General features: G+C 44.3%; 23 protein-coding genes. 11 read left to right on the top strand and 12 right to left on the bottom strand.

Features of this window, described 5'->3' with window-relative positions; genetic code table 11:
- Positions 1–57 precede the first annotated feature (57 nt).
- A complete protein-coding gene (gene cysS, locus MHN00_RS16590; protein WP_101565047.1) occupies positions 58–1,440 on the bottom strand; it encodes a cysteine--tRNA ligase in 1,383 nt (460 codons plus the stop codon).
- 185 nt (positions 1,441–1,625) lie between these two features.
- Here cysS and MHN00_RS16585 point away from each other — a divergent pair, with 185 nt between their 5' ends.
- The 4 genes from MHN00_RS16585 to MHN00_RS16570 all read left to right on the top strand — a co-directional run bounded on the left by MHN00_RS16585 (position 1,626) and on the right by MHN00_RS16570 (position 5,499).
- Positions 1,626–2,117 carry a peptidylprolyl isomerase gene (locus MHN00_RS16585; RefSeq protein WP_014949922.1) on the top strand — a complete coding sequence of 164 codons (492 nt, stop codon included), beginning with the start codon at positions 1,626–1,628 and terminating at the stop codon, positions 2,115–2,117.
- 140 nt (positions 2,118–2,257) lie between these two features.
- Positions 2,258–2,983, top strand: coding sequence for a UDP-2,3-diacylglucosamine diphosphatase (lpxH, locus tag MHN00_RS16580; protein WP_239301840.1), 726 nt, complete (start codon positions 2,258–2,260; stop codon positions 2,981–2,983).
- Positions 2,984–3,096: 113 nt separating this feature from the next.
- Positions 3,097–3,711, top strand: coding sequence for an OB-fold-containig protein (locus MHN00_RS16575; protein ID WP_014949924.1), 615 nt, complete (start codon positions 3,097–3,099; stop codon positions 3,709–3,711).
- A gap of 18 nt (positions 3,712–3,729) precedes the next feature.
- A complete protein-coding gene (locus MHN00_RS16570; protein WP_039236487.1) occupies positions 3,730–5,499 on the top strand; it encodes a flotillin domain-containing protein in 1,770 nt (589 codons plus the stop codon).
- Between the two features lie 58 nt (positions 5,500–5,557).
- Here MHN00_RS16570 and MHN00_RS16565 read toward each other — a convergent pair whose 3' ends face one another.
- Complete coding sequence (locus tag MHN00_RS16565) at positions 5,558–6,463, bottom strand: LysR family transcriptional regulator (RefSeq protein ID WP_239301839.1); 906 nt, start codon at positions 6,461–6,463, stop codon at positions 5,558–5,560.
- 112 nt (positions 6,464–6,575) lie between these two features.
- Here MHN00_RS16565 and MHN00_RS16560 point away from each other — a divergent pair, with 112 nt between their 5' ends.
- The 3 genes from MHN00_RS16560 to gtfA all read left to right on the top strand — a co-directional run bounded on the left by MHN00_RS16560 (position 6,576) and on the right by gtfA (position 9,611).
- The gene (locus tag MHN00_RS16560; protein WP_239301838.1) at positions 6,576–7,331 is read left to right on the top strand and encodes an SDR family oxidoreductase; all 756 of its coding nucleotides are present in this window, start codon (positions 6,576–6,578) and stop codon (positions 7,329–7,331) included.
- A gap of 230 nt (positions 7,332–7,561) precedes the next feature.
- Positions 7,562–7,741: an oxidoreductase-like domain-containing protein gene (locus MHN00_RS16555; protein ID WP_239301837.1), complete on the top strand. Its 180-nt coding sequence runs from the start codon at positions 7,562–7,564 to the stop codon at positions 7,739–7,741.
- 373 nt (positions 7,742–8,114) lie between these two features.
- Complete coding sequence (gene gtfA / locus MHN00_RS16550) at positions 8,115–9,611, top strand: sucrose phosphorylase (RefSeq protein WP_239301836.1); 1,497 nt, start codon at positions 8,115–8,117, stop codon at positions 9,609–9,611.
- A gap of 212 nt (positions 9,612–9,823) precedes the next feature.
- Here gtfA and MHN00_RS16545 read toward each other — a convergent pair whose 3' ends face one another.
- The gene (locus tag MHN00_RS16545) at positions 9,824–10,264 is read right to left on the bottom strand and encodes a helix-turn-helix domain-containing protein (RefSeq protein ID WP_275444371.1); all 441 of its coding nucleotides are present in this window, start codon (positions 10,262–10,264) and stop codon (positions 9,824–9,826) included.
- 220 nt (positions 10,265–10,484) lie between these two features.
- On the opposite strand from MHN00_RS16545, the gene MHN00_RS16540 reads away from it, so the two are divergent.
- A complete protein-coding gene (locus tag MHN00_RS16540; RefSeq protein WP_239301835.1) occupies positions 10,485–11,480 on the top strand; it encodes a YhdH/YhfP family quinone oxidoreductase in 996 nt (331 codons plus the stop codon).
- A 64-nt stretch (positions 11,481–11,544) separates the two neighbouring features.
- On the opposite strand, the gene MHN00_RS16535 is transcribed toward MHN00_RS16540, so the two are convergent.
- Positions 11,545–12,306, bottom strand: a complete 762-nt coding sequence (locus MHN00_RS16535) for a TerC family protein (RefSeq protein ID WP_039225280.1) — start codon at positions 12,304–12,306, stop codon at positions 11,545–11,547.
- Positions 12,307–12,382: 76 nt separating this feature from the next.
- Positions 12,383–13,396: a zinc-binding alcohol dehydrogenase family protein gene (locus MHN00_RS16530; protein WP_075177559.1), complete on the bottom strand. Its 1,014-nt coding sequence runs from the start codon at positions 13,394–13,396 to the stop codon at positions 12,383–12,385.
- A gap of 99 nt (positions 13,397–13,495) precedes the next feature.
- Between MHN00_RS16530 and MHN00_RS16525 the strand changes: the two genes are divergently transcribed.
- The gene (locus MHN00_RS16525) at positions 13,496–14,425 is read left to right on the top strand and encodes a LysR family transcriptional regulator (RefSeq protein WP_197047992.1); all 930 of its coding nucleotides are present in this window, start codon (positions 13,496–13,498) and stop codon (positions 14,423–14,425) included.
- Positions 14,426–14,441: 16 nt separating this feature from the next.
- Here MHN00_RS16525 and MHN00_RS16520 read toward each other — a convergent pair whose 3' ends face one another.
- From MHN00_RS16520 to MHN00_RS16505, 4 genes are all read right to left on the bottom strand, one after another.
- Complete coding sequence (locus tag MHN00_RS16520; protein WP_014976879.1) at positions 14,442–14,921, bottom strand: invasion associated locus B family protein; 480 nt, start codon at positions 14,919–14,921, stop codon at positions 14,442–14,444.
- A 53-nt stretch (positions 14,922–14,974) separates the two neighbouring features.
- Positions 14,975–16,231 carry a nidogen-like domain-containing protein gene (locus tag MHN00_RS16515; protein ID WP_239301834.1) on the bottom strand — a complete coding sequence of 419 codons (1,257 nt, stop codon included), beginning with the start codon at positions 16,229–16,231 and terminating at the stop codon, positions 14,975–14,977.
- Positions 16,232–16,409: 178 nt separating this feature from the next.
- Positions 16,410–18,026 carry a carboxypeptidase gene (locus MHN00_RS16510; protein ID WP_239301983.1) on the bottom strand — a complete coding sequence of 539 codons (1,617 nt, stop codon included), beginning with the start codon at positions 18,024–18,026 and terminating at the stop codon, positions 16,410–16,412.
- A 150-nt stretch (positions 18,027–18,176) separates the two neighbouring features.
- Positions 18,177–18,764 carry an ACP phosphodiesterase gene (locus MHN00_RS16505; RefSeq protein ID WP_049586864.1) on the bottom strand — a complete coding sequence of 196 codons (588 nt, stop codon included), beginning with the start codon at positions 18,762–18,764 and terminating at the stop codon, positions 18,177–18,179.
- 181 nt (positions 18,765–18,945) lie between these two features.
- Between MHN00_RS16505 and miaE the strand changes: the two genes are divergently transcribed.
- Positions 18,946–19,722 (top strand): tRNA isopentenyl-2-thiomethyl-A-37 hydroxylase MiaE, encoded by a 777-nt coding sequence (miaE, locus tag MHN00_RS16500; RefSeq protein WP_239301833.1) that lies wholly within the window; start codon positions 18,946–18,948, stop codon positions 19,720–19,722.
- Between the two features lie 216 nt (positions 19,723–19,938).
- Positions 19,939–20,538: a Yip1 family protein gene (locus MHN00_RS16495; protein WP_014949940.1), complete on the top strand. Its 600-nt coding sequence runs from the start codon at positions 19,939–19,941 to the stop codon at positions 20,536–20,538.
- A gap of 76 nt (positions 20,539–20,614) precedes the next feature.
- Here MHN00_RS16495 and purF read toward each other — a convergent pair whose 3' ends face one another.
- The 3 genes from purF to MHN00_RS16480 form a co-directional block, all read right to left on the bottom strand.
- Entirely contained in the window at positions 20,615–22,138 is a 1,524-nt protein-coding gene (gene purF, locus MHN00_RS16490) for an amidophosphoribosyltransferase (RefSeq protein ID WP_014949941.1), read from the bottom strand.
- Between the two features lie 14 nt (positions 22,139–22,152).
- Entirely contained in the window at positions 22,153–22,641 is a 489-nt protein-coding gene (locus MHN00_RS16485) for a CvpA family protein (RefSeq protein WP_239301831.1), read from the bottom strand.
- 160 nt (positions 22,642–22,801) lie between these two features.
- Positions 22,802–23,422 carry an SPOR domain-containing protein gene (locus MHN00_RS16480; protein WP_239247467.1) on the bottom strand — a complete coding sequence of 207 codons (621 nt, stop codon included), beginning with the start codon at positions 23,420–23,422 and terminating at the stop codon, positions 22,802–22,804.
- Between the last annotated feature and the right edge of the window lie 11 nt (positions 23,423–23,433).

The raw sequence follows: 23,433 nt of genomic DNA, 5'->3' as shown, positions 1-23,433 counted from the left end.
TAAAAAGAAAGCCCGCAAATGCGGGCTTTTATTCTGTTAAAAAGTATTGGGTGCTAATTACGCTTTACGCCACGTAGTACCGCTCGGACCGTCTTCTAACACTACGCCTTTTGCGTTTAACGCATCGCGTGCGGCATCTGCCGCTGCCCAGTCTTTGGAGGCACGGGCATCGTTACGCTGTTTAATTAACGCTTCAATCTCTGCTGCTTCATCGTCATTGCCTTCACCGCCTTTAAGGTAAGTATCTGGGTCACTTTGAAGCATACCTAAAATTGCACCTAGACCTTTAAGAACCGCGGCCAATTTACCCGCTTCGTCAGCATTGTCTTTTTGGCGGTTAAGCTCACGTGCCACGTCGAATAACACCGAAAAAGCTTCAGGTACGTTTAAGTCGTCGTTCATTGCTGCTTCGAAACGCTTCAGATAGCCACCGTAGCTCAGATCAGTGCTTTCATCTACTTCAACACCACGAAGGGCTGTATACAAACGCTCTAGGGCGGCCTTCGCTTGAGTAATATTGTCTTGAGAGTAACTTAACTGGCTACGGTAATGCGCCGACATCAGGAAGAAACGCAATGTTTCTGAGTCGTGCTCTTTAAGCACATCGCGCAAGGTAAAAAAGTTACCCAATGACTTAGACATTTTTTCGTCATTAACCTGTACCATACCCGCGTGCATCCACACGTTTACGTAAGGTGTGTCATACGCACAGCACGACTGAGCCACTTCGTTTTCGTGATGTGGGAACGTTAAATCTGAGCCACCGCCGTGAATATCAAAGTGCGCACCAAGATGCTTATGATTCATTGCAGAACATTCAATGTGCCATCCCGGGCGTCCCTCGCCCCATGGCGATTGCCATGCCGGCTCACCAGGCTTGGTGGTTTTCCACAGTACGAAGTCTAGCGGGTCGTCTTTTCCTGCCGCCACTTCAACACGAGCACCCGCTTTAAGCTGATCTAAGTCTTGTTTGCTTAACTTGCCATAATCTTCGTACTTGCTTACGTCGAATAGTACATCGCCGCTTTTAGCTTGATAGGCGTAACCTTTGTCCATGAGTCGCTGGATAATTGCAATGATCTCATCCATATGACCACTTACTGTCGGCTCGACGTCTGGCTCTAGTAAGTTAATCGCCGCAAAGTCTTCGTGCATCATGGCAATAGTGCGTGCAGTTAGCGCCTCAAAGCTTTCACCATTTTCATTGGCGCGAGCAATAATCTTATCGTCGATATCGGTGATATTGCGCACGTACTTCACGTCTAAACCAAGGTGGCGCATGTAGCGTACTAAGACATCGAAACTCAGGTAAGTACGGGCATGACCCATATGACTTAGGTCATAAACGGTAATACCACAAACATACAAACCCACTTTCCCTTCTTGAAGCGGTACAAACTTCGCTTTTTCACGGGTTCGGGTGTTGTAAAGATGTAGCATGTCTATATTTCCTATTTGTCATAATTTTTCGGCCGCAAAGTTTAGCACTGTCACGATTTAAATGGTACAAGCCTTTTGCAACGATATGGCTGGGTTTTGCGATAACCGTCTCTTTGCGCTAACGACTCGTTTTGCGCTAAAATGCCGCCACTTTATATGTATGCTAACACACAGGACAAACCACAATGGTTACGTTAAAAACAAATTTCGGTGACATCACCCTAGAGCTTTTTGAAGATAAAGCGCCTAAAACGGTAGCTAACTTCATTTCTTACGTTGAAGACGGTTTTTTTGATAACACTATTTTTCACCGTGTAATCAACAACTTCATGATCCAAGGTGGTGGTTTTACGCCAGATATGGATCAGAAAGACACAAAAGACCCTATTGAAAACGAAGCGGACAACGGCGTAGCGAACGAAGTGGGTACAATCGCGATGGCGCGTACCCAAGATCCACACTCTGCGACGGCTCAGTTTTTTATTAATGTAAATAACAACGACTTCCTTAACCACTCTAGCAAGTCTGTCAATGGTTGGGGCTACTGTGCATTCGGTAAAGTAACTGAAGGTATGGATGTTGTTGAAAAAATTAAAGCCGTTAAAACCGGTAACAGCGGCTATCACCAGGATGTTCCTGTTGAGCCTGTTATCATTGAAAAAGCGACTATTTCTTAAATAGCCGCTGACATCTATGCTTGAATAGCTGTCTCAATAACGCCTTGGCCAATATGATTTTCAAGACATACTCAAGGCCTTGAGTTAAAAACAAGCCGCGTTACTTTAACGCGGCTTTTTAAACCACAATAAGAAGATTTATGTCGTTCACCTACTTCATTGCCGACTTGCACCTAAGTGCCGACCGCCCTGACATTACAGAATGCTTAATGCGCTTTTTAAAAGAACATGCGATTAATGCTGATGCACTTTACGTTCTTGGTGACTTGTTTGAAGTTTGGATTGGCGACGACAACGTTACTCCATTTAACACTGCCATAGCATCAGCTTTCAAGGTAGTGAGTCAGCATTGCCCTATATACTTCATTCACGGTAATCGCGATTTCGCCATACGTGAAAAGTGGCTATCAAAAGCCGGCATGACGTTATTAAACGAACAAGAAGTTGTAGACTTATACGGCACACCTACCCTGCTTACTCATGGTGACGAACTATGCACTCGCGATGTTGCTTATCAAAAGTTTCGCAAGAAATCCCGCGGTTGGTGGTGGCCACGTTTAATGCTTGCGCTTCCGTTATGGTATCGACAGCGTGTTGCCGATAACGGTCGTAAGGAAAGTAAGGCTAAGCAGCAAAATCTTAAGCCAGATATTATGGATGTCACGCCTGAAGAAGTGGTGAAAGTCATGGAAAAATGGGGCGTGCAGCGCATGATACATGGCCACACACACAGACCCAACATTCATAGCCTTACAGCAAACGGCAAGCCTGCAACTCGTATTGTACTTGGCGATTGGTATGATCAAGGCAGTGTATTGAAGGTTACTGAAAATGATGTGATGCTGCAGAAACATAACTTCAGTTAGTCACCATCATTATTTGTTACAAACTAGCCGAAAGTACATGTGTTAGACGCTGGCTTAATTTTTGTTCTGTGGTATAAAGAATAAAAGCAAGTTAGTCATCATGGATGGTGTAAATGACAGATGTTCTTCTTTCCCCTACAAACTTCTGGTTTAGCATTTCGCTCATAGCCGTTTTCTTTATTTTCATACTAGAACTTGTTAGCACTATTTTTGGTATAAGCCTGTTGGGGTTAGGCGATGATTTTGCAGAGTTTGATGGCGATGGGTTTCTTAATACCTCGTTTGCCAACTGGCTTAATATCAATAAAGTTCCCTTTCTTATTTACCTAGTAGTACTTCTTACTCTATTCGGTTTAGTTGGCTTGATGGTTAACGGCTTAACAGCGAGTGCACTCGGCTATACCTTGCCAGCTTTCCTATCCGTTCCTCTTGCATTTGTTATTGGCGCATTCGTAACAGCTAAAACCGTAAAGGTAATTTCAGGCTTGTTGCCTAGTGTAGAGTCTAGCGCGGTTAACAGCGATGACTTCATTGGGTCTGTGGCCGAAATCACGATTGGAAAAGCAAGCCGAGGCAACCCAGCTGAAGCAAAGTTTACCGACCATTATTCACAGCCTCATTTTGTGTTAGTAGAGCCTTTCGAAGATGAAGAGTTGTTCGCACAGGGAGAGCGCGTCATTTTAGTTCAGAAAAAACAACACAGCTGGTTAGCAACCCGCTACCTATAACCTAAAAGAGATAAAAGTATGGATACAATTCAACCATCTAGCTTGCCGTCAATACTCTTTATTGCCGGTGCTATTGTTGTAGGGCTTATCGTTATTGGCCTTATCTTTGCCAAACTTTACACCCGCGCGACGAAAGAAACAGCGTTCGTAAGAACCGGTTTAGGCGGTGAAAAAGTCATTAAGGACGGTGGCGCTATCGTGCTTCCTGTCGTTCACGAAATCATTCCAGTAAATATGAACACCCTTCGTATAGAAGTGGAAAAAATTCAAAAAGACGCGCTTATTACCAAAGATCGCATGCGTGTTGATGTTAAGGCAGACTTCTATTTACGCGTGGCCCCCAATGCCAATGGCATATCAATGGCTGCGCAAACGCTAGGAACGCGCACCACTCGCGCTGAAGAAGTTAAGAAACTAATGGAGTCTAAGTTTGTTGACGTACTACGTGCCGTAGCTGCTGAAATGAGCATGACCGAAATGCATGAACAGCGTGCTGACTTTGTACAAAAAGTTCAGCAAAGCGTAGCTAACGACCTTGAAAAGAACGGTCTTGAGTTAGAATCGGTGAGCTTGACTGGTTTTGACCAAACCGACCTACAGTTTTTCAATGAAAACAACGCTTTCGATGCAGAGGGGCGTGCACGCTTAACGAAGATCATTGAAGAAAAACGCAAAGAAACCAACGATATTCAACAAGAAAACCGCATTTTCATTGAACAGCGTAATTTGGCTGCTGAGAAACAATCACTAGAGGTGAAACGAGACGAAGAAGAAGCTCGCTTAGCCCAAGAGCAAATTCTAGCCTTTAAACGTCAGGAACAAAAAGCAGAAATTGCTAAGCAGCGCGAAATGAAAGAACGGGAAGAGCGCGAAGCAGAGATCGCGAAAAACCGTGCTATCGAGGCTGCGGAGATCGAAAAATCACGGGAAATTGAAACCCAAGAAATTGCTAAGCGTCAGGCATTAGAGCAAGCGCGCATTCGTCAGCAGCAAGAAGTTGAGGTTTCTGAGCAAATTAAACAAATTGCCGTTGCGACAAAATCTGAGGAAGAGTCGGCCGCACGTGCTAAAGCTGCTGAAGCGGAAAAAGCTAAAGTGGAAAAAGTGGAAGCAGTAACCACAGCGAAAATGGTGGCAGAAGCTGAGCGTAAGAAACAAATTGAAGTTATAGACGCGCGCAAAGAGGCAGAGCGTGAGGCTGTAGGCATTACCGTAGAAGCACAAGCTAAGAAAGAAGCAGCTGAAAACTCTGCTGCCGCTATTCTTACGGAAGCTAAGGCCGCTGCCGATGCAAAAATGCTTCAGGCTGAAGCTGATGAGAAAGTGCTTGCTGTTGAAGCACAAGGTAAACAAGCGCTTTATGAGGCTGAAAATACGCTTAAGACCGAGCAAATTGAGCTGCAAAAAGCCCTTGCCATGCTCAAAATATTGCCTGAGCTTGTGGCACACGCCGTTAAGCCACTTGAAAACATAGAAGGTATTAAAATTCTTCAAGGCTACGGCCAAGGGAGTGGCGTGAAAGGCGATCACACCGTTGCTACTGCTGGTAGTGGTTTAGCTGAACAAGTAACGCAAGCCGCACTAAGCTATCGTGCTAACGCCCCACTGGTAGACTCTATGTTGCGTGAAGTGGGCTTGGTCGATGCGGAAAAAGGCACATTAGATGATTTGGTAACAGGCAACAGCGACATACTGACCAAGGCCAATGCCGTAAAACCTAAACCTATTGTGGCAGCACCAGAAAACCTAAATGGTAATAAAGCGTCGGAAGAGCTTCCAGCTGATTAATGCTTATTGAGCTAGTATTTAGCTAGCTAATACGACACAACATCCTAAGCCCTGTAATTCAACAGGGCTTTTTGTTTTCACGTAATTTATCAACTAACCATTCTGAAAATACTTTTAATCGAAGTGGCATTTGTCTTCTAGAGGGGTACAGGAGATTTACCGGCATCGCCTGGGCCTCGAATTCAGGAAGCACACGAATTAGCTTTCCTTCTTTCAGCTCTGACTCAACCCCCACACTTGGAATTTGCGCAATACCTAATCCACTTGCGCACGCCGCAAAGTAGGCCTGGGTACTGTTAACACTTAACAAGCTTTGCATTTCGACACCATGGAGTTCTCCGCCTTTCATAAATTTAAATTCTGGTGTTTTATGGCTTAGGGTATGGGAATAATCAATAAGCTTGTGATTAGCTAAATCTTCCAGCGACTGCGGTATGCCCCACTTCGTCGCATAATCAGGACTTACACAGTTATAAATTGGATAAGTTAAAAGGCGACGGGCAACCAAACTGCTATCCGCTAATTCACCAACCCTAATCACACAGTCAAAGCCTTCTTTAATAAGGTCAACTTTGCGATCGACACTGCTTACTCGCAACGTAATCTTGGGGTAAGTAGAGATAAACTCACCTAAAATGGGAAGCAGAATATTGGTTGCAAATCGGCTTGGCATATCGATACGAAGCTCGCCACTTACGCTGTCTGCTGACGTTATGAATTGTGATTGTAAGGCGTCCCATTCACTCAATAAGGCAATACTTTGCGGCAAAAACGTTTCTCCATCAGAGGTGAGAGAAACGCTTCGCGTACTTCGGTTAAAAAGGCGCGTGCCCAACTGCTTTTCAAGATTTGTTACCGCTTGAGAAATACTCGATTTCGGTAAACCAAGAAGTGCGGCCGCCGCACTGAAGCTTCCCAATCTCGCGGTTTCTACAAACCGTGTAAGCATATCGAACCTGTCCATCTTTCGCCTATTGTTCACCAAATAAGAACAATGTTATCGCTTTAGGTAGGTTTTTCATACCAATTTTAGTCAATATAATCGTCTACGAATTAACCAACAAAGAGAGATAACAATGGCGATTGCATTAATAACAGGTGGAAGTCGAGGTCTTGGGCGCGCTGGCGCATTAGCACTGGCGAAAAAAGGGATAGACGTTGTTATCACGTATAACACTAACGAAGCAGCGGCCGATGAGGTTGTTAAAGAGATTCAGAGCATTGGAAGAAAAGCCTGTGCCCTGCCCCTTAACACTGCCGCCTCGCATTATTCGTTCCCGGAATTTCTGGTTACGCTTAAAGACGTCCTGAAAAACCAATTTGGCAAACAGGCTATTACCTATCTGGTAAATAACGCCGGCGTTGGTCTAAATGCTTCTTTTACAGAAACAAGTATAAAACAGTTCGATACGCTATTTGATATGCATGTGAAGGGACCTTATTTTTTAACCCAAACACTGTTACCTATTGTTGAGGATGGCGGAGCAATACTGAATGTTTCCTCTGGCTTGGCAAGATTTTGCTTCCCAGGATACAGCGCCTACGGTATGGCTAAAGGAGCCATAGAGGTCATGAGTCGTTACCTGGCTGCAGAGTTAGGAGCCCGTAAAATTAGAGTAAACACCCTGGCTCCAGGTGCCATTGAGACTGACTTTAGCGGTGGCTATGTTCGCGATAATAGCGAAGTCAATAATGCTATAGCCTCTCAGACCACTTTAGGCCGCGTTGGCCAACCCGAAGATATAGGTGGCGTTATGGCAGCGCTATTAAGTAACGATAGTTATTGGATTAACGGCCAAAGGATTGAGGCATCTGGTGGTATGAAGTTGTAACACCATAAGCATGATGGCATTGATGTCAGCTTTTACGTATTAACGAAAATAGGTTAAACGCCTTTGTAACCTTTCAAGCTGCAAAGGCGTATCATAAGGAGTAACATACACAGGCAAAGTTGTATTCTCTGCGCTTAAACATTAGGTTTGGACGTGAGGATATTGTTAAGCCTTGAAAATATTATCTGAGATTTAGATATTTTTAAGGCAGAAAGTCGAGGATAAGTGCTATGAAGTCGCTACCCGAAGAACCAGAGAAACCATTAAGAGACGATTGTTGCGGCGGAGGTTCGTGTTGCCCATGTATTTGGGACCTATACTACGAAAAGCTTGCTAAGTGGAAAGAAGCAAAGCGAGAATTTGACGAGTTAGCGAATAATGAGTCATCAGAAACAAGATCTTCAGACTAGCGGTCCGTACTCGTATTTAAAAATGCCCTGTTCGCTATTTTCTACTATTGAACAGCCCTTGAACGAGCTACCCTGCCTTAGAACTTGCCTAATTTAAACCGCCGCATGAGCGTTCGACAGTTCCATTTTTTAAACTTCTCATTTACAAATTTCTATTCTACTGCTATTTTATCTTAATCGATTAAGATTTTGATTTTCTGTGAGTCTCAACCAAATTTGGTCAGTCAATAGCAGAAGATTAAGAATTAAGCTAAACCCGTTACATGGTTAATTTTGAATCTGCCAGACTGGTAGTGCTTAATTCGTAGTAATGTGTGCTCGCGATACGTAAGAGAAGTACGAGCAAGCGCATGCTGAATTTTGGAGAGTTATCATGTCTATACGCAATGGCGTTCAACTAATCACCTATGCAGACCGACTAGGCGATGGCAACATCGAGAGTCTAACAAGCATACTTCAGGGCCCGTTAGGTGGCCTGTTTACGGGTGTTCACATCCTTCCTTTTTACTACCCTTACGATGGTGAAGACGCGGGTTTCGATCCTATCGATCATACCTTGGTCGATGAGCGCTTGGGCGATTGGGACAACGTTAAAAAGCTTGGCGAATCGGTAGATATCATGGCCGACCTCATTGTTAACCATATGTCGGGGCAAAGTGAAGCTTTCAAAGACGTGCTGAAAAACGGGCGCGAATCGAGTTATTGGCCGCTGTTCTTAACCAAGGAAGATATTTTTAAGGGCAACGATCAAACGCAAATTGACGAACAAATAGCACAAGTGTTCCGCCCTCGACCCACACCGTTTTTCAGCGATTACGAGGTGGGCACAGAGACTGGTAACCCTGAAACCGTGCCGTTCTGGACAACTTTTACCTCTAATCAAATTGATATTGATGTGGAGTCACAGTTAGGCAAAGACTACCTATCTTCTATTCTTCAGTCGTTTACTGAAAGTAATGTTGATCTTATTCGCTTAGATGCGGCGGGCTATGCAATTAAACGCGCAGGTTCGAACTGCTTTATGCTTGAAGAAACCTTCGAATTTATCGAAGAATTATCAAACCGCGCACGTGGTATGGGCATGCAGTGTTTGGTCGAAATACACAGTCACTATCAAACTCAAATTGATATTGCTGCGCGTTGCGACAGTGTTTACGACTTCGCTTTACCTCCGCTTGTACTACACACCTTGTTCTCTAAAAATGCAGAGGCATTGGCATACTGGCTTTCAATTTCGCCACGTAACTGCTTTACCGTGCTTGATACTCACGATGGCATCGGCATTGTTGACGTGGGCGCGAGTGGTGACAAACCAGGTCTGCTTACCGCAGATGCGATTAATTCGCTCGTTGACCAAATACATGAAAATTCCAATGGCGAGTCTAAAAAAGCCACCGGTGCTGCGGCAAATAATGTAGACCTTTACCAGGTTAACTGCACATATTACGATGCGTTAGGTAAAGATGACTTCGCTTATTTAGTCGCACGCGCCATTCAATTTTTTAGCCCGGGTATCCCTCAAGTTTACTACGGTGGCTTGCTTGCTGCGCACAATGACATGGCGTTACTTGCTAAAACCAATGTTGGCCGCGACATTAACCGCCCATACTTGTCTACTGCCATGGTAAAAGAAGCCGTTGAAAAGCCAGTGGTTAAAGGCTTGATGCAGCTTATTAGGCTAAGAAACGAAAGCGATGCTTTTAACGGTGTATTTGACGTGAGTTACATCAACAACGTATTCGTGCTTTCGTGGAAAAACGGCAACCATGCGGCGTCACTAAACGTGAACTTCAGCACAATGGAAGCAACTGTTCATACAGTGGATAATGGTGAAGAAAGTGTGTTGTCAATCGACTCGCTACTTGCTTAAAGCGCACTCTCTAGCGTTAGTTTAGCTACTTAGCGCTCAGCTATTCAGGAATTAACACGTGCCGTTAATGCGCTTAAACGCATTAGCGGCACGTAAACCTTGTATTAGCCATTACGATTTAAGTATTACAAGCCCCACCAGAAGAACTGGTATTGTTGTGAATTAACTCAGTACTCGTTTACCTAAACGACGTATTATTTTGTGTTGGTGTTTTATCTATAGTCGTCGTTATACGCCCTACCCCAGTCACATAGCTGACGTAAAGTAGGCTCTAGTGTACGGCCTAAATCGGTAAGAGAATACTCTACACGAGGGGGCACTTCAGCATACACTTTCCTGTTTACCAACCCATCACGCTCTAACTCTCTGAGTTGCTGTGTAAGCATTTTTTGGGTAACGCCTTGCAATCGTCTACGCAACTGACTGAAACGTAGCGTTTTATGGCAAAGGTGCCACAAAATAACCCCTTTCCATTTACCGCCTATTATCTCAAGGGATACTGCTACGCCACAAATGTATTGATTTGAGTCGTTCGTATTTTCTGCAGCATTGGGCGCATTATCTTGTTTCTGGCTTTTTAGGACGGCGTTATTGTCAATGTCTGATGTCACATCACTTTCCTCTGCCACTACACTGTTCAAAGTTGCGGTCATACTACTCCCTCTTAGAGTAATTACGTTCATATTCACTACGTAAAAGGCATTATTATTAATGTCAGCATTGATGTCAGTGGTCTTTGTTAAATCGAGCAAAGGGTTTACATCACGCCAATAGTATATTTTAGGGTACTACCCTACTAAAAAGTGCATACTTGCGCAAAGTTTATATATCGTCACAATGGGTAGCGTAATCATTCGACTAACGGAGACAGGTATGACATCGTTTAAAGCTTTGCTTGTAGAAAAGCTGGAAGATAAATCCTTCACGCGTAAAGTAACGCAGCGTTCACTTGATGACTTGCCTGAAGGCACGCTGCTCATTAAGGTGCATTATTCATCGCTTAACTACAAAGATGCACTGTCAGCCACCGGCAATCCAGGTGTGAGCAGAAACTTTCCTCATACCCCAGGAATTGATGCAGTAGGCACGGTGGTATCGTGTGGTGACAATCGCTTTAAAGAAGGAGACGAAGTTATTGTCACCGGATTTGACCTCGGCATGAACACCGCTGGAGGCTTTGGCGAATACATCAGAATTCCAAGTGAATGGGCGGTAGCTAAGCCAAATGGACTTACGTTGAGAGAGTCAATGATCATTGGTACCGCAGGTTTTACTGCAGGACTATCGGTTCAAGGCTTGGTTGAACACGGCGTGACTCCTGACAAAGGCGATATTCTAGTCACTGGCGCTACAGGAGGCGTGGGCTCTGTCGCTGTTGCCCTGTTGGCCAAAGCTGGCTTTTCGGTTGTGGCATGCACTGGAAAAAAAGAGCATGAGTCATTTTTAAAGACACTTGGCGCAGGCAAAGTGATAACTCGCGACGAGTTATTGGAAAATAAAGAACGCCCTATGTTAAAAGAGCTATACGCTGGCGCTATTGATACGGTAGGCGGTGAATATCTAGCGCAGGCAATTAAAGCGACACAATATGGCGGCACAGTAACGTGCTGTGGCCTAACCGCATCTGCTGAACTTAACGTAAGCGTATTTCCATTTATCTTGCGAGGCGTTTCATTGCTTGGAATCGACTCTGTGCAGTGTCCAATGCCTCCCCGTTTGAGGTTGTGGGACAAGCTTGCTAGTGAATGGAAGCTAAACTGCCTTGATGACCTTACCGAGGAAGTGACCCTTGATGCGGTAAATGAAAAAATAGACGCAATCTTAAAAGGGCAGATTTCTGGCCGTACTTTGGTTAATGTTCAAGGCTAAGCACATAAAAAGAAGGCACCTTAATATGGTGCCTTCGGTTTATCTGGCTCGCCCCTACGAGTGACTAGTTCCCGTCGTTACTCATTTTTTTAGCCAAGTGAATGGTGCTGACCTGCTTTGCTCTTCGCGAGCGAACCTTAATATTCAGAATTTCTACAATAAACGAGAACGCCATCGCAAAATAAACATACCCCTTAGGTACATGAACATCAAAGCCTTCTGTTATTAAGGTAAAGCCCACTAAAATCAAAAACGATAAAGCCAGCATTTTGATGGTTGGGTTTGCATCCACAAAGTCGCCAATCGGCTTTGCAGCTACTAGCATCACTGCTACTGACGCAACAATAGCAATAACCATGATGCTTAAATGTTCAACTAACCCTACTGCTGTGATAACAGAGTCGAGAGAAAAGATAACATCGAGCACCGCAATTTGAACCAAAATTGAGAAAAAACCAGAAGCTGCTACTTCCGTAGTTGATGCTTCGGTCACCTCGAAACTGGCATGTATTTCGTGGGTTGATTTTGCAATAAGAAAGAGGCCGCCCAACACTAAAATAATGTCACGGCCAGATATTTCATTCCCAAAGAGGCTAAATAACGGATTAACTAAGCCCATTACCCAAGCCAAACTAAATAGCAATAACAGTCGCGAGCCCATGGCTAAACCAAGGCCTATTTGACGTGCTTTATTTCTTTGATGTTCAGGTAGCCTGCCCACCAATATTGAAATAAAGATTATGTTATCAATACCAAGCACTATCTCTAATGCCATTAAGGTGCCTAATGCCACCCAAGCTTCTGGACTCGCAAGCCATTCAAACATTTGCGCTATAAACCTTAGCCAAAACCACCTAATTTAGCGCATAGTATTACGGAATATCATCTCAAGCACGCTTTCTTTAGAAGCCCTCTAGAACCAACTTACCGATAGCTCGCCCTTCTTCTAAAATTTTGTGCGCGTCGATTAAGTTAGCAGCGTTAATTTTACCTAAGTGTTTGCCAACGGTAGTTCTAATTTTGCCTTCGTCAATAAGCGATGCTACATGAGTAAGCAGACGGCTTTGCTCTGCCATATCGTCGGTTTCAAACATTGAGCGCGTAAACATGAACTCCCAATGAAGTGACAAGCTCTTCTGCTTTAGCTTGGCTACGTCAAGACTTTCTGGGTCGTCAATTAGCGCTAGTTTGCCCTTTGGCTTCATAACTTCAACAAAGCTTTCAATGTACTGGTGCGTATTATTTAAACTTGCGACATGAGTCACTTCACCAATGTTTAACGCCTTGATTTGCTCAGCCATAGGCTTGCTGTGATCCACTACGTAGTCGGCACCTAACTCCTGAACCCAGCTTTTTGAGCTTTCACGCGAGGCAGTGGCGATCACGGTAGCCCCCGTTAGTACTTTAAGCAATTGCAGCATAATAGAACCCACGCCACCAGCTGCGCCTACCACAAGCACAACCTCATCGCTCTTTTCACTTTGTTGCCTTAGAGCAAGATGATCAAACAACAATTCGTATGCTGTGATTGTGGTTAGAGGAAGTGCCGCAGCATCGCTGTCTGACAGAGACTTAGGCGCTTTACCGACAATACGTTCATCAACTAATTGAAACTCTGCGTTTGAGCCGGCTCTGGTAAGGTCGCCAGCGTAGTAAACCCTGTCACCAACTGCGAACTCGGTAACATCAGCGCCTATATCAACGATTTCACCTACTGCATCCCACCCCAGAATTTTGGGATCACCTCCATTAGGATTAACGCGATGACGAATTTTATAATCCACCGGGTTAACTGCTATCGCACTTATTTTTACAAGTAAATCTCGACCCGACGCGCTGGGCTTTTCGATGTCAATATCCACCAGTGCATTAGGCTCACTAATACCAAGTGAGTGGGTATAACCAATAGCTTTCATCATTTGTCTCTCCTTTGAGTAATATCATCATCATACTCTTGATTAAATTTGGATAAACAGCACAATAAAAGAAACATTATCAAATAGTTTTTGAAAGCCATGTTACTCGACGACTTGAATGTAGTAATAAAAGTTGCTGAATTTAGAAACATTACTGCAGCAGCGACACATTTGAATATGCGTACAGCAACCGCAAGTGCTGCGGTCAAACGCGTAGAACAGGCCCTTGGTGCCGAATTATTTGTTCGTACTACACGCTCACTACGTCTGTCGTCTGCGGGTGAAAGGTTTTTGCCAACGTGCCAAGAAGCCATGTCAATGCTGGCTAATGCCAAGCAGAACTTAAAGGGCGATACAGGCGTGATTGAGGGCGAGCTTAGGTTAGGTTTATCGTCTGATTTAGGCCGAAATGTGATTGCGCCGTGGCTAGATGACTTTATGGATTTGCATGACAAAATAACCGTAAAGCTCAACCTGAGTGACAGCAACATCGACTTTTATCGCGATCCCGTCGATTTAGCGCTAAGGTACGGTACTCCAACCGATGCGAATGTATACGGTTTCAAAATTTGTGATGTACCAAGTTTACTTGTTGCCTCCCCATCTTATATCAGCTCTCATGGTGCCCCTGAAAAATTTGAAGACTTGCAAACACACAACGGGCTTTTTTACCAACTACATGACAAGGTATATAACGAATGGGAGTTTTTTCACAAAGGGACACCGCTGAAGATAAAAATGCGAGGCAACAGAACCGCAAACGACGGAGAAATAGTAAAGCGTTGGGCCGTCGCGGGTAAAGGTATTGCTGTTAAATCTGGCTTAGATGCGTGCGACGACATTTTAAAGGGTAGACTTGTAACCTTGTTGCCCGAATATCAACCTAAACCGAAACAGCTTTGGCTGATTTGCCCTAGCCGCCAATCTATTACTCCAGCAGTAAGACTATTCAGAGATATGCTGAAAGAGCGCTGCGCTGAATGTTTAGCGCAGCTAGCCGCATTCAACGTGTCAAAATATCAAAAATAGACGAGTATCTGTGCATTTACTTTTGAATACTTTGATTTAGCTGTACGTAAGCTTCCTCAAAACCTGTCAATGATATGGGTAAGGTAACTTGCTGGTTTTCAGATTTTTGAAACGCTATTAGCATAGTCTGTCCATTGTGCATTTGTTTCAAAAGTTCATTGTCGATTTTCACTATACTTTGGCAAGACTTTTCGTCACAGCCTGAGAATGGCACTTGTATGGATGCAAAATCGTCTATTTTTACTCCTACACCATTTTTTGTGAGTGTATTTTTTGGAAGCTTTATTTTCAATACTGGAAAATCTTGCGAATAGGAGTAGTCAACGTTGACGCCCAATAGCACTTTTTTTGCTTCTTTGTCTTTGGCAACGAGCTGGCTGAGCGTACACACAGAAGAATCATTACATAGCAAACTCCAACTACCAAAGTCACTTGTGGTTACAGCCCATGAAAAGAACGATGCAAGTACTAAACTAACTGCTACTAAATATTTCACTTTCACCTCTTAGCAAAACGGGGAGCGCACGCTCCCCCTCTTTTATGACAACTTTATTGCTTCCGCTTTCTTATAACAAGCGTAGCAAACATTGCACTTAGCATTAGAAATAGAGTATTGGGTGTTGGCACAGATACAGGATCAGGTACAAACACAGTAACGGCATTCTGGTTCATATTAACAACGCCAGAACCATCGAAAGTGAGGCCGGTTACAAATGCGTCCGGCGTAGGCTCGAGCATATTCGAAACATCTATTCCCATAATTCTGAAGCGGTCAACAGGGGTGTTGAAGTCGTACTCCTCACCACCAGTGATATTTGTGCCTGTATCGAACCAATCCATCAGAACATTATCCCAAAGAAATAGGTCAAACATGTTGTCATCGTAACCTTCAGGCAAAAGTACTGACGCGATGTTTGGACCACTATTTACAATATAGTCATAGCCTACTGCCACATCTGGGTCGATGAATACAAGTTCATCTGGATCATCGATAGAGAATTCAAATTCATAGTCTGTCGGTGTTTCTGGATTAACAATTGGCAATATAGGGTTTTCTGGAGTATCACCCGGTAGTACGCCATCGCGAATAGCAAACTTCCAAATACCAGGCGTGCCCGTGTTGCTGTTACTTTCGTCTATATCAGCGATAGCGGCGGTTTGAGACCCCGGCACAGTGAAAAAGTTTTCCCCATCTCCCGCGTCATAACCCGCTTGTGCTGGAACGCCGTCTGACGCACTACCTGAAGTCCAGCCGATATCTTCATATCTAAACTCAACGTCGAAATTTCCCGCACCTGTGTCTTCCCGATCAATTAACACTAATTGGAACGTGTTTGTGGGGTTACTGTTTTGACTGTAGTAACCAACATCGTTCCATGTCACTACCAGCGTGTTTTCATTCGGTGAACCGATAAACACGTCGCCACACTCTGCACAGCGCGTATCTACATCGCCCCAAAATGGCGCGATCATTGGCTGGTTGCTTATGGGGAAGGGTCTTGGCGTAAAGGAGCTCACGGTGCCATTGAAGGTAATATTACCGTTATTGTTTATGAAGAATCTATCGTATGAAGTACCAAAGAAATTTACGCCACTATCGAAGGCAAGCGATTCAAATGCGTCAAATACGATAGCGCCCGATGAACCGTCGTCGTTACCATTCATCGCTAAGTTGCCAAATCCACTTTCAGTAGAGCCTTCCCAGCCGGAAAGGAGCACTGAAGCATTGGCTGTGGTGCTTGAGATTGAGAATGCTAGCGCTGCGCTCGCCAACAGGGATAATGAAAAACGCGAAGACTTTTTCATGTATACGTCCTTGTAGTTTATGTTAATAAGAATTTCATTATTTAGCAGACCCGATTTAGCAAAGTGTAAGCCAAATCTAAAATAGCTTTTAAATACAGAAGCTTAAAAAATAAATAATGAATTAGTTTAATATAATGTAAAAAAACCTGACATCCTTGTCTTTAGATTTTCAGACGTACTATCGCTTGTATTCAGCAGGTATGCCTTTGCCTGGTGTGCTCATTTTAATAAACTCGCGTAGGTCTTGGTTGGACTGTTTTAAGTCGTCGCGACGCAGGTACATCATGTGGCCGCTGCGATATCCCTTAAAGCTCAAACGGTCTTTTAAATTGCCACTTTGATCGAGCTGCCACATCGTATACTTGGCATCAAAGTAGTTCGTAGCGCCGTCGTAATAGCCAGCTTGAATCATCACATTCAGATACGGGTTTTGCGCCATGGCCAATCGCAAGTTCTCACCCGTTTGATTATTGCTTCTATCCCATGGGTGCACGTTTCCAAACATGTTGTACTTAATATCAGTTTTGTAGTTTAACTCTTCACGCAAATAGTAATTAATAGCGGGCGTGAACGAATGAAGCCATGATGTTAGCTCAGCCCAATAGTCAGGGCGGTCGCCGCTTTGCTTAGCATCTATACCCAAATAGCGGCTGTCTAAACGACCTAGCGTCTTCCCTTCGTCGCGCAGTAAGTCTTTCCAGAAAAATGCAGTGCTCACGTCTAAGTTGTTTTGCGCAATAGACGCTTCACTTAACCCAGAATAGCGCGCCATTTGCTTTAACACATCGCGCTTTTCCGTTTCACCAATGAAGCCACCTTTGGCCAGAGCAGGAATAAGCGTATTGATGGTGAAGTCTTCAACTTCAGGCAATAGCTCAGTAAGATCTTTGTTTTGCAACGCGGGTTCAAGCTTATTGTGATACCACGCCGCGGCAGCAAAATAAGGCAGTCGATTAGCGGCTTTTACCGGCCCGTTGCGCTCTATACCAATATCGGTTGGCGATACAAGCACAACGCCGTTTAAGTACATCCATTGGCGATTTTGAAGCTCTAATGCTAATCCTGACACACGCGTCGTGCCGTAACTTTCACCGATAAGATATTTAGGTGAACGCCAGCGATTATTACGCGTTACAAAAGTATTCACCCAGTCTGCCAAATAGCTAATATCGGCGTTTACACCAAAGAACATTTTCTGCTGTTCATCTTGCGATGGCATGCTGCCGTCAGCTTTAGGCAGCACACGGCTGTACCCTGTATTCACTGGGTTAACAAACACAATGTCTGCCACATCCAAAATGGAGTAAGGATTGGTTTGAACACCATAGGGCTGAACTGGATAGCCTTCATCGTCAATATTAAGAATACGAGGGCCTGTGTAGGCTACATGCATCCACACTGACGCAGAGCCTGGACCACCGTTAAAAGAAATAATAAGCGGGCGCTCAGTATTCTCTTTTACGTCAGTGCGCTGATAGTAAGTGTAAAACAAAGTGGCAACCGCTTCGTCTTTACTGTTCCAAACCGGTTGAGTACCCGTGGTAGCACTGTACTTTACGCGCTTGCCTAGGATTTTAGTTTCGTGCTCTGTCAGTACACTGCTATCAATTTTTATTGAACGAGCATGGGCAGATGCGCTTTCTTCTTGCGCTGAAGCACTGGTAGTTAAGCCTACAAAAGCAATTAAGGCTGCCGTTAACCATGCTAGGGTCGCGTGCGATTGCGCTTTGTGTTTATTTTTACCCAGACTTAATAATACGGGCGATGTATTTCTAACTAAGGATTGAATATTCATCATTATTATCTTTGAGTGTCGTTAATTTTATCTTTTTTGTGTTGTCTTTGTATTGCACGCTTTACTATATCGCTGTTCACATGACAGCTTAGCAATGAACGACAAAACGACCAATTTCTTCGATACATTTCTGTAACACGGTTAAGCCTTTCAAATATTCTCAGGGCCATTGATTTTTATGTGTGTAATGAGTTCAGGGAAAAACGTTAAGAATCTCGCTTCAATCTCGTCTCTGTTCGTATTAATATCATCCACAGCATGATGAAACGTGTTGGGGAAACGAATACGTTTAGCAACCACAGCAATCGCCTTAGCAATGCCCTCTTCCTTAGCATAATCTTCAAACCAGTCATGGGTTATCATATGCCCAACACTGTGCTGCATCGTTCTTGGCATAGTGGGCAATCGCTGTTCTAACAATGCGAAACTCTGTTCCCTGAAGTCGTCAAAACCCTGTGCTGTAAACGACGCCCAATGTTTAATTAGCAAGTGATCGAAGTAGATATCCAGCGCCACAGGTGCAAAGCGCCGACGACTTTTATGAAATAACGCCTTTGCTGCTAAGACGCTGGTATGACTGTCGGTGAACCTATCGACTTCATAGTGGTTTTTAAGACCTAGCTGTACCGCTTGTCCAAACTCTTTAATATCAACACCCCGCCTGAAGTCACCGAGTAAGTTACCGAATTGAGAATCGGCAGTTGGTCGGGCTAAGAAAAGATGGGCAAGATAATTCATTTTGTAATTTATTGGCCTCTATTTTAAGTTGTAAGGGCTTGTTGGTATCAAGTAAAATTGCGGTCCAATTCAGATACGCTGAATTTTGTGCTTTTATAAACCGAACTGCCGAAACTAGCGTTGGCAGCAGCCAAATTCAAATGTAACTGAAAAACCATAGCACTTAAAATTGAGTTTCAACATGTCTGTAATATCCACTTCTGAAGTCACGTCTCTACTTTCACCAATCAATGCCTTTTTACATTGCGAGACGCCTCAGTCATGGATAGACGAAGCGCAGAAAGAGGAAAACCTTCGCGTTATCCTTACTGACCACCTAATTTGCGAGCTTAAAGCAGCTCAGTCTGCTATGTACCTACTTCGCCGCTATGTGGCCGATGAAGAAACCAGTAAGGTATTGCTGGGCTGGTTGAAACCTTACGAAGACTTCACTTACCGCCACGAAGGCGATTGGCAATCGCTTAATACTAAGCACCTTTCCAAAAATGTATTTAACACAGAAGGGCTAGACACTTTTAAAAAAGACATGCTTGATAAAATGGTCATGCTAATTAAAGAAGAGCTTCATCATTTTTACCAAGTGCTAGAAATTATGCACGAGTTGGGGTTTGAATATAAGTCGGTAACATCCAGTCGTTACGCCAATGGCTTATTGCGTCACGTACGCACTTACGAACCTGAAAAGCTTGTCGACAAGCTCATTTGTGGTGCCTACATTGAAGCGCGCTCCTGTGAACGCTTTGCCAAACTTGCGCCGTATGTTTCCGAAGATTTAGGCAAGTTCTATGTGTCGCTGTTGCGCTCTGAGGCCAGACACTTTGAAGACTACCTAACGCTGGCTGGGCAAATCGCTAAAACTGATATTTCAGAGCGCGTTGCCCACTTCGGAAACGTTGAAAGATCATTGATTGAAAGCGACGATGACGAATTGCGTTTCCACTCAGGCGCACCACGCTAAAGTTAACGCTTTGCATCCGTTTATAAATTAATCAATTTATGTTGACGGCTTAGTCATTCTGCTGCACACTCAATTTGTAAACATATTGTTAACGGCAGTGTTTAGCGCTTTGCGCTGTGTTTGTGTTTCCTTGGTTTTACGGTTAATCCGTGTGTTCTCCCTGCCTCACAACAATATTTTTTAAAATAATAACGTTGGTGAACAAGGCAGGACTTTATGATTTTGAATCATTTAATTGGTATTTACACTCATCCAAAAGAAGAGTGGCAAACCATTGATACCAAACACGAAACCTATTTTTACGCGCTTACCCATATCGCTTTTATATCTCTCATTCCATCACTCGTGGCCTATTATTCCAGTGCCCATACTGGCTGGAGTATCGGCGCAGGTGACATAATTCGCCTTAGCGAAAATACCGCCATTATGATGGGTATAGGCATGTATTTTGGCTTGATTGCAGGCGTAGTCGCATTGGCTGTACTTATTCATGAGTTGGCTAAAGCGTTTGATGCGACGCCAACTTATACGCAGTCGCTGGAACTTGCGGCCTACACGGCTACACCGTTGTTTATGGTGGGCTTCGCAGGTCTTTACCCAGAACTCTGGGTAGTGATGACGGCGCTGTTAGTCGGTATTAGCTATTCGGTATACCTGCTCTACTCTGGCGTGCCAATTTTGATGCATATGCCAGAAGATAAAGGGTTCATTTACTCAAGCTCGGTAGTGACATGTGGGCTAGTATTGCTCGTTATTCTAATGACAGGTTCAGTTTTGGTGTGGGGACTGTCTGGCGGGCCAGTATTTGTTCACTAGCCTCTTTCATTGAAATAAAGCATTAAAAAAGCCGCTTTAAAAAGCGGCTTTTTGTTATATCAAAGAGCGTCTTACATTAATCAGCGGCATCAATATTATGCACATCAAGGTTGCTAAGCTCTGCTTGCACCACTGGCGCTTTTCTTGACGCTTCACCGCGCGACATATCAATTCGCTCAAGGTACTCTTGGTCGATATCCGCAGTAATATAGTTACCATCAAAAACAGACGTTTCAAAACGCTGAATGGTTTCGTTCTCTTCGCGAACGGCATCTACTAAGTCAGAAATGTCTTGGAAGATAAGGCCATCTGCTTGGATAAGCTCTGCAATTTGATCTATTTCACGACCATAAGCAATCAGTTCGTTTGCCGATGGCATATCAATACCATACACATTTGGGAAACGAATTTCTGGAGCAGCTGACGCAAAGTATACTTTCTTCGCACCTGACTCACGCGCCATCTCAATGATTTGACCCGATGTAGTACCGCGCACGATAGAGTCATCGACAAGCAGTACACTCTTACCTTTAAACTCAGATGAGATTGCGTTTAGCTTACGGCGTACTGATTTTTTACGCATGGTTTGGCCAGGCATAATGAAAGTACGACCAATATAGCGGTTTTTAACGAAGCCTTGGCGATATGGCAAATCCAGTGTGTTCGCGATTTGAAGCGCCACATCCATCGACGTTTCAGGAATAGGAATAACCACGTCGATATCCAGATCTGCCCATTCGCGCTTAATTTTTTCACCTAGCTTACGGCCCATGTTTACACGCGATGCATAAACTGAAATGCCATCTATGAAGCTATCTGGGCGAGCAAAATAAACAAACTCAAAGATACACGGAGAGGTTACTGGATTCTCGGCACACTGTCTGGTGTGCAGTTGACCCTCTTCGGTAATGAATACCGCTTCACCTGGCATTACATCGCGTACAAACTGGAAGCCAACAGCATCAAGCGCCACGCTTTCAGATGCCACCATCCATTCCTCACCCAGCTCGCTCATACGCTTACCGAGTGCTAGAGGACGAATACCGTGCGGGTCGCGAAACGCTACAATACCTTGGCCGATGATGGCCGCAACAACTGCGTAGGCACCACGAATTTTCTTATGAACTTTCGTTACCACTTCAAAAATGTGTTCGGCACTTACGCTTAAACCTGCTACCTGCTGCAGTTCATGCGCAAGAATGTTAAGCAATAATTCTGAATCTGAGGTGGTGTTGATGTGGCGGCGTGCAATGCGGAATACTTCTTCCTGTAGCTCATGGGCGTTGGTGAGGTTGCCGTTATGAGCAAAGGCAATACCAAACGGCGAGTTCACATAAAACGGTTGCGCCTCTGCAGAGCTTGATGTACCCGCGGTAGGATAGCGAACATGGCCAATACCCATGTTGCCAGACAGCCTCTTCATATGACGCGTATGGAAAACATCTCGAACCAAACCATTTGCCTTACGCAAATTAAACATATTTTGGTCGATAGTCATTATGCCTGCGGCATCCTGTCCACGGTGTTGAATAACCGTTAGACCGTCGTACAGTGACTGAGCTACGGGCGTTTTACCAACTATTCCGACTATACCACACATGTGCGTTACCTATTTCAAGCGGGATTTAAGAAACTGGAGGAGTCTTTCACATAGCTGAAAAACCACTCAATGATGACACCAAACTCTGGAATGAGTACCGATACTTGCCACCAATCTGAGGAAGCTGCACCAGTAAAGGTATCCATAAAAAAGAGCAATGCGCTAACTATAAGCACGCCACGCAGTGCGCCAAAAACTATACCGAGGGCCCTATCTGTTCCAGACAGCCCTGTTGCCTGAACCAATTGGCTAATCACGTAATTGATCATGCCGCCAAGAATGAGCGTGGTGACAAACAATGCTGCAATTGCAGCACCGTTTTTTAAGTAAGGATCGTCAATGGCTGTGAAGTAAACGGCGAGGTCAGCGTAGAAATTGCTTGAAATAAAGAGTGCAGCAAACCATACCACTAACGAGATGGCTTCTTTAACAAACCCTCTGATCAGGCTTATTAAGGTAGATACCGCAATGATACCCAGTATGGAAAAGTCTACCCAGTTCATCGTCTCTTTATTGCGTTGATGTTGCTTTTTATCGTAAAGCAACGAGCCTTTGGCGAGATGGCGCGCATTCTAACAGAAGATAAAAATATTACTAGTCTGTAATACCAATCCCTGTTGCTCTGTCCGTGCTTAATTCGACTAGCGCCAGGAACAATGCGCACTATTCAACTTTGAACGTAGTGACCTTACCTTTAAGGCTCGTCAGCTCTTTTAAATGCGGTAGTGCCGATTCCAGTTTTTTCTTGTCTAAATCTGGGCCAACGAAAACTTTATTAAGCGGGCCAGAACTGGTTTGAATTTTGCGACTAAACGCACGATATCCAGCCTTTTCTAGCTTAGCTAACAGCGCTTTTACGTTTTTCTCGTGGCGGAAGCTACCAAGTTGAATAACCCAACCAGCGTCATCGTCTGCGGCACTTTTTGTATTAACCACCGTTTGGCTTGCTAGATTGTCCTCTTCTTCAAAGGTTTTCACCGCTGGCGCTTTTGCGGTAGTGGCTTCACCTGCACTACCACTTTCCCCTGCGCCAGAAGAATCCAGATCATCATCTAATGCCGTTTCATCTTGAATTTCAACCGCTGGCACCGCAGCTTTCGCTACGCGCTCTGATGGAAAAGATTCTGGCTCTACGATGGGCTTTTTAGGCGGATTAGCAGGTACAGAGACAAAAGGCTCTCTGTTTGTTTGCTTTTTGCCATCAAGAAAGTCTGGTAAAAAGATTACCGCTAGGGCGACAACAATAATTGTCCCCACCAGTCTATTCTTTAATGCCGATGTCACTGTGCTCTCCT

It is taken from the genome of Alteromonas sp. Cnat2-8 (assembly GCF_022348355.1).
Lineage (GTDB): Bacteria > Pseudomonadota > Gammaproteobacteria > Enterobacterales > Alteromonadaceae > Alteromonas > Alteromonas macleodii.
Note: the sequence above shows the minus strand (reverse complement) of the source record. Positions and strands in the feature narration are given on the sequence as shown.

Coding starts and splice junctions, on each gene's coding strand:
- cysS (WP_101565047.1), bottom strand. CDS start 1,440: ATGCTACATCTTTACAACACCCGAACCCGTGAAAAAGCGAAGTTTGTA.
- MHN00_RS16585 (WP_014949922.1), top strand. CDS start 1,626: ATGGTTACGTTAAAAACAAATTTCGGTGACATCACCCTAGAGCTTTTT.
- lpxH (WP_239301840.1), top strand. CDS start 2,258: ATGTCGTTCACCTACTTCATTGCCGACTTGCACCTAAGTGCCGACCGC.
- MHN00_RS16575 (WP_014949924.1), top strand. CDS start 3,097: ATGACAGATGTTCTTCTTTCCCCTACAAACTTCTGGTTTAGCATTTCG.
- MHN00_RS16570 (WP_039236487.1), top strand. CDS start 3,730: ATGGATACAATTCAACCATCTAGCTTGCCGTCAATACTCTTTATTGCC.
- MHN00_RS16565 (WP_239301839.1), bottom strand. CDS start 6,463: ATGGACAGGTTCGATATGCTTACACGGTTTGTAGAAACCGCGAGATTG.
- MHN00_RS16560 (WP_239301838.1), top strand. CDS start 6,576: ATGGCGATTGCATTAATAACAGGTGGAAGTCGAGGTCTTGGGCGCGCT.
- MHN00_RS16555 (WP_239301837.1), top strand. CDS start 7,562: ATGAAGTCGCTACCCGAAGAACCAGAGAAACCATTAAGAGACGATTGT.
- gtfA (WP_239301836.1), top strand. CDS start 8,115: ATGTCTATACGCAATGGCGTTCAACTAATCACCTATGCAGACCGACTA.
- MHN00_RS16545 (WP_275444371.1), bottom strand. CDS start 10,264: ATGACCGCAACTTTGAACAGTGTAGTGGCAGAGGAAAGTGATGTGACA.
- MHN00_RS16540 (WP_239301835.1), top strand. CDS start 10,485: ATGACATCGTTTAAAGCTTTGCTTGTAGAAAAGCTGGAAGATAAATCC.
- MHN00_RS16535 (WP_039225280.1), bottom strand. CDS start 12,306: ATGTTTGAATGGCTTGCGAGTCCAGAAGCTTGGGTGGCATTAGGCACC.
- MHN00_RS16530 (WP_075177559.1), bottom strand. CDS start 13,396: ATGAAAGCTATTGGTTATACCCACTCACTTGGTATTAGTGAGCCTAAT.
- MHN00_RS16525 (WP_197047992.1), top strand. CDS start 13,496: ATGTTACTCGACGACTTGAATGTAGTAATAAAAGTTGCTGAATTTAGA.
- MHN00_RS16515 (WP_239301834.1), bottom strand. CDS start 16,231: ATGAAAAAGTCTTCGCGTTTTTCATTATCCCTGTTGGCGAGCGCAGCG.
- MHN00_RS16510 (WP_239301983.1), bottom strand. CDS start 18,026: ATGAATATTCAATCCTTAGTTAGAAATACATCGCCCGTATTATTAAGT.
- MHN00_RS16505 (WP_049586864.1), bottom strand. CDS start 18,764: ATGAATTATCTTGCCCATCTTTTCTTAGCCCGACCAACTGCCGATTCT.
- miaE (WP_239301833.1), top strand. CDS start 18,946: ATGTCTGTAATATCCACTTCTGAAGTCACGTCTCTACTTTCACCAATC.
- MHN00_RS16495 (WP_014949940.1), top strand. CDS start 19,939: ATGATTTTGAATCATTTAATTGGTATTTACACTCATCCAAAAGAAGAG.
- purF (WP_014949941.1), bottom strand. CDS start 22,138: ATGTGTGGTATAGTCGGAATAGTTGGTAAAACGCCCGTAGCTCAGTCA.
- MHN00_RS16485 (WP_239301831.1), bottom strand. CDS start 22,641: ATGAACTGGGTAGACTTTTCCATACTGGGTATCATTGCGGTATCTACC.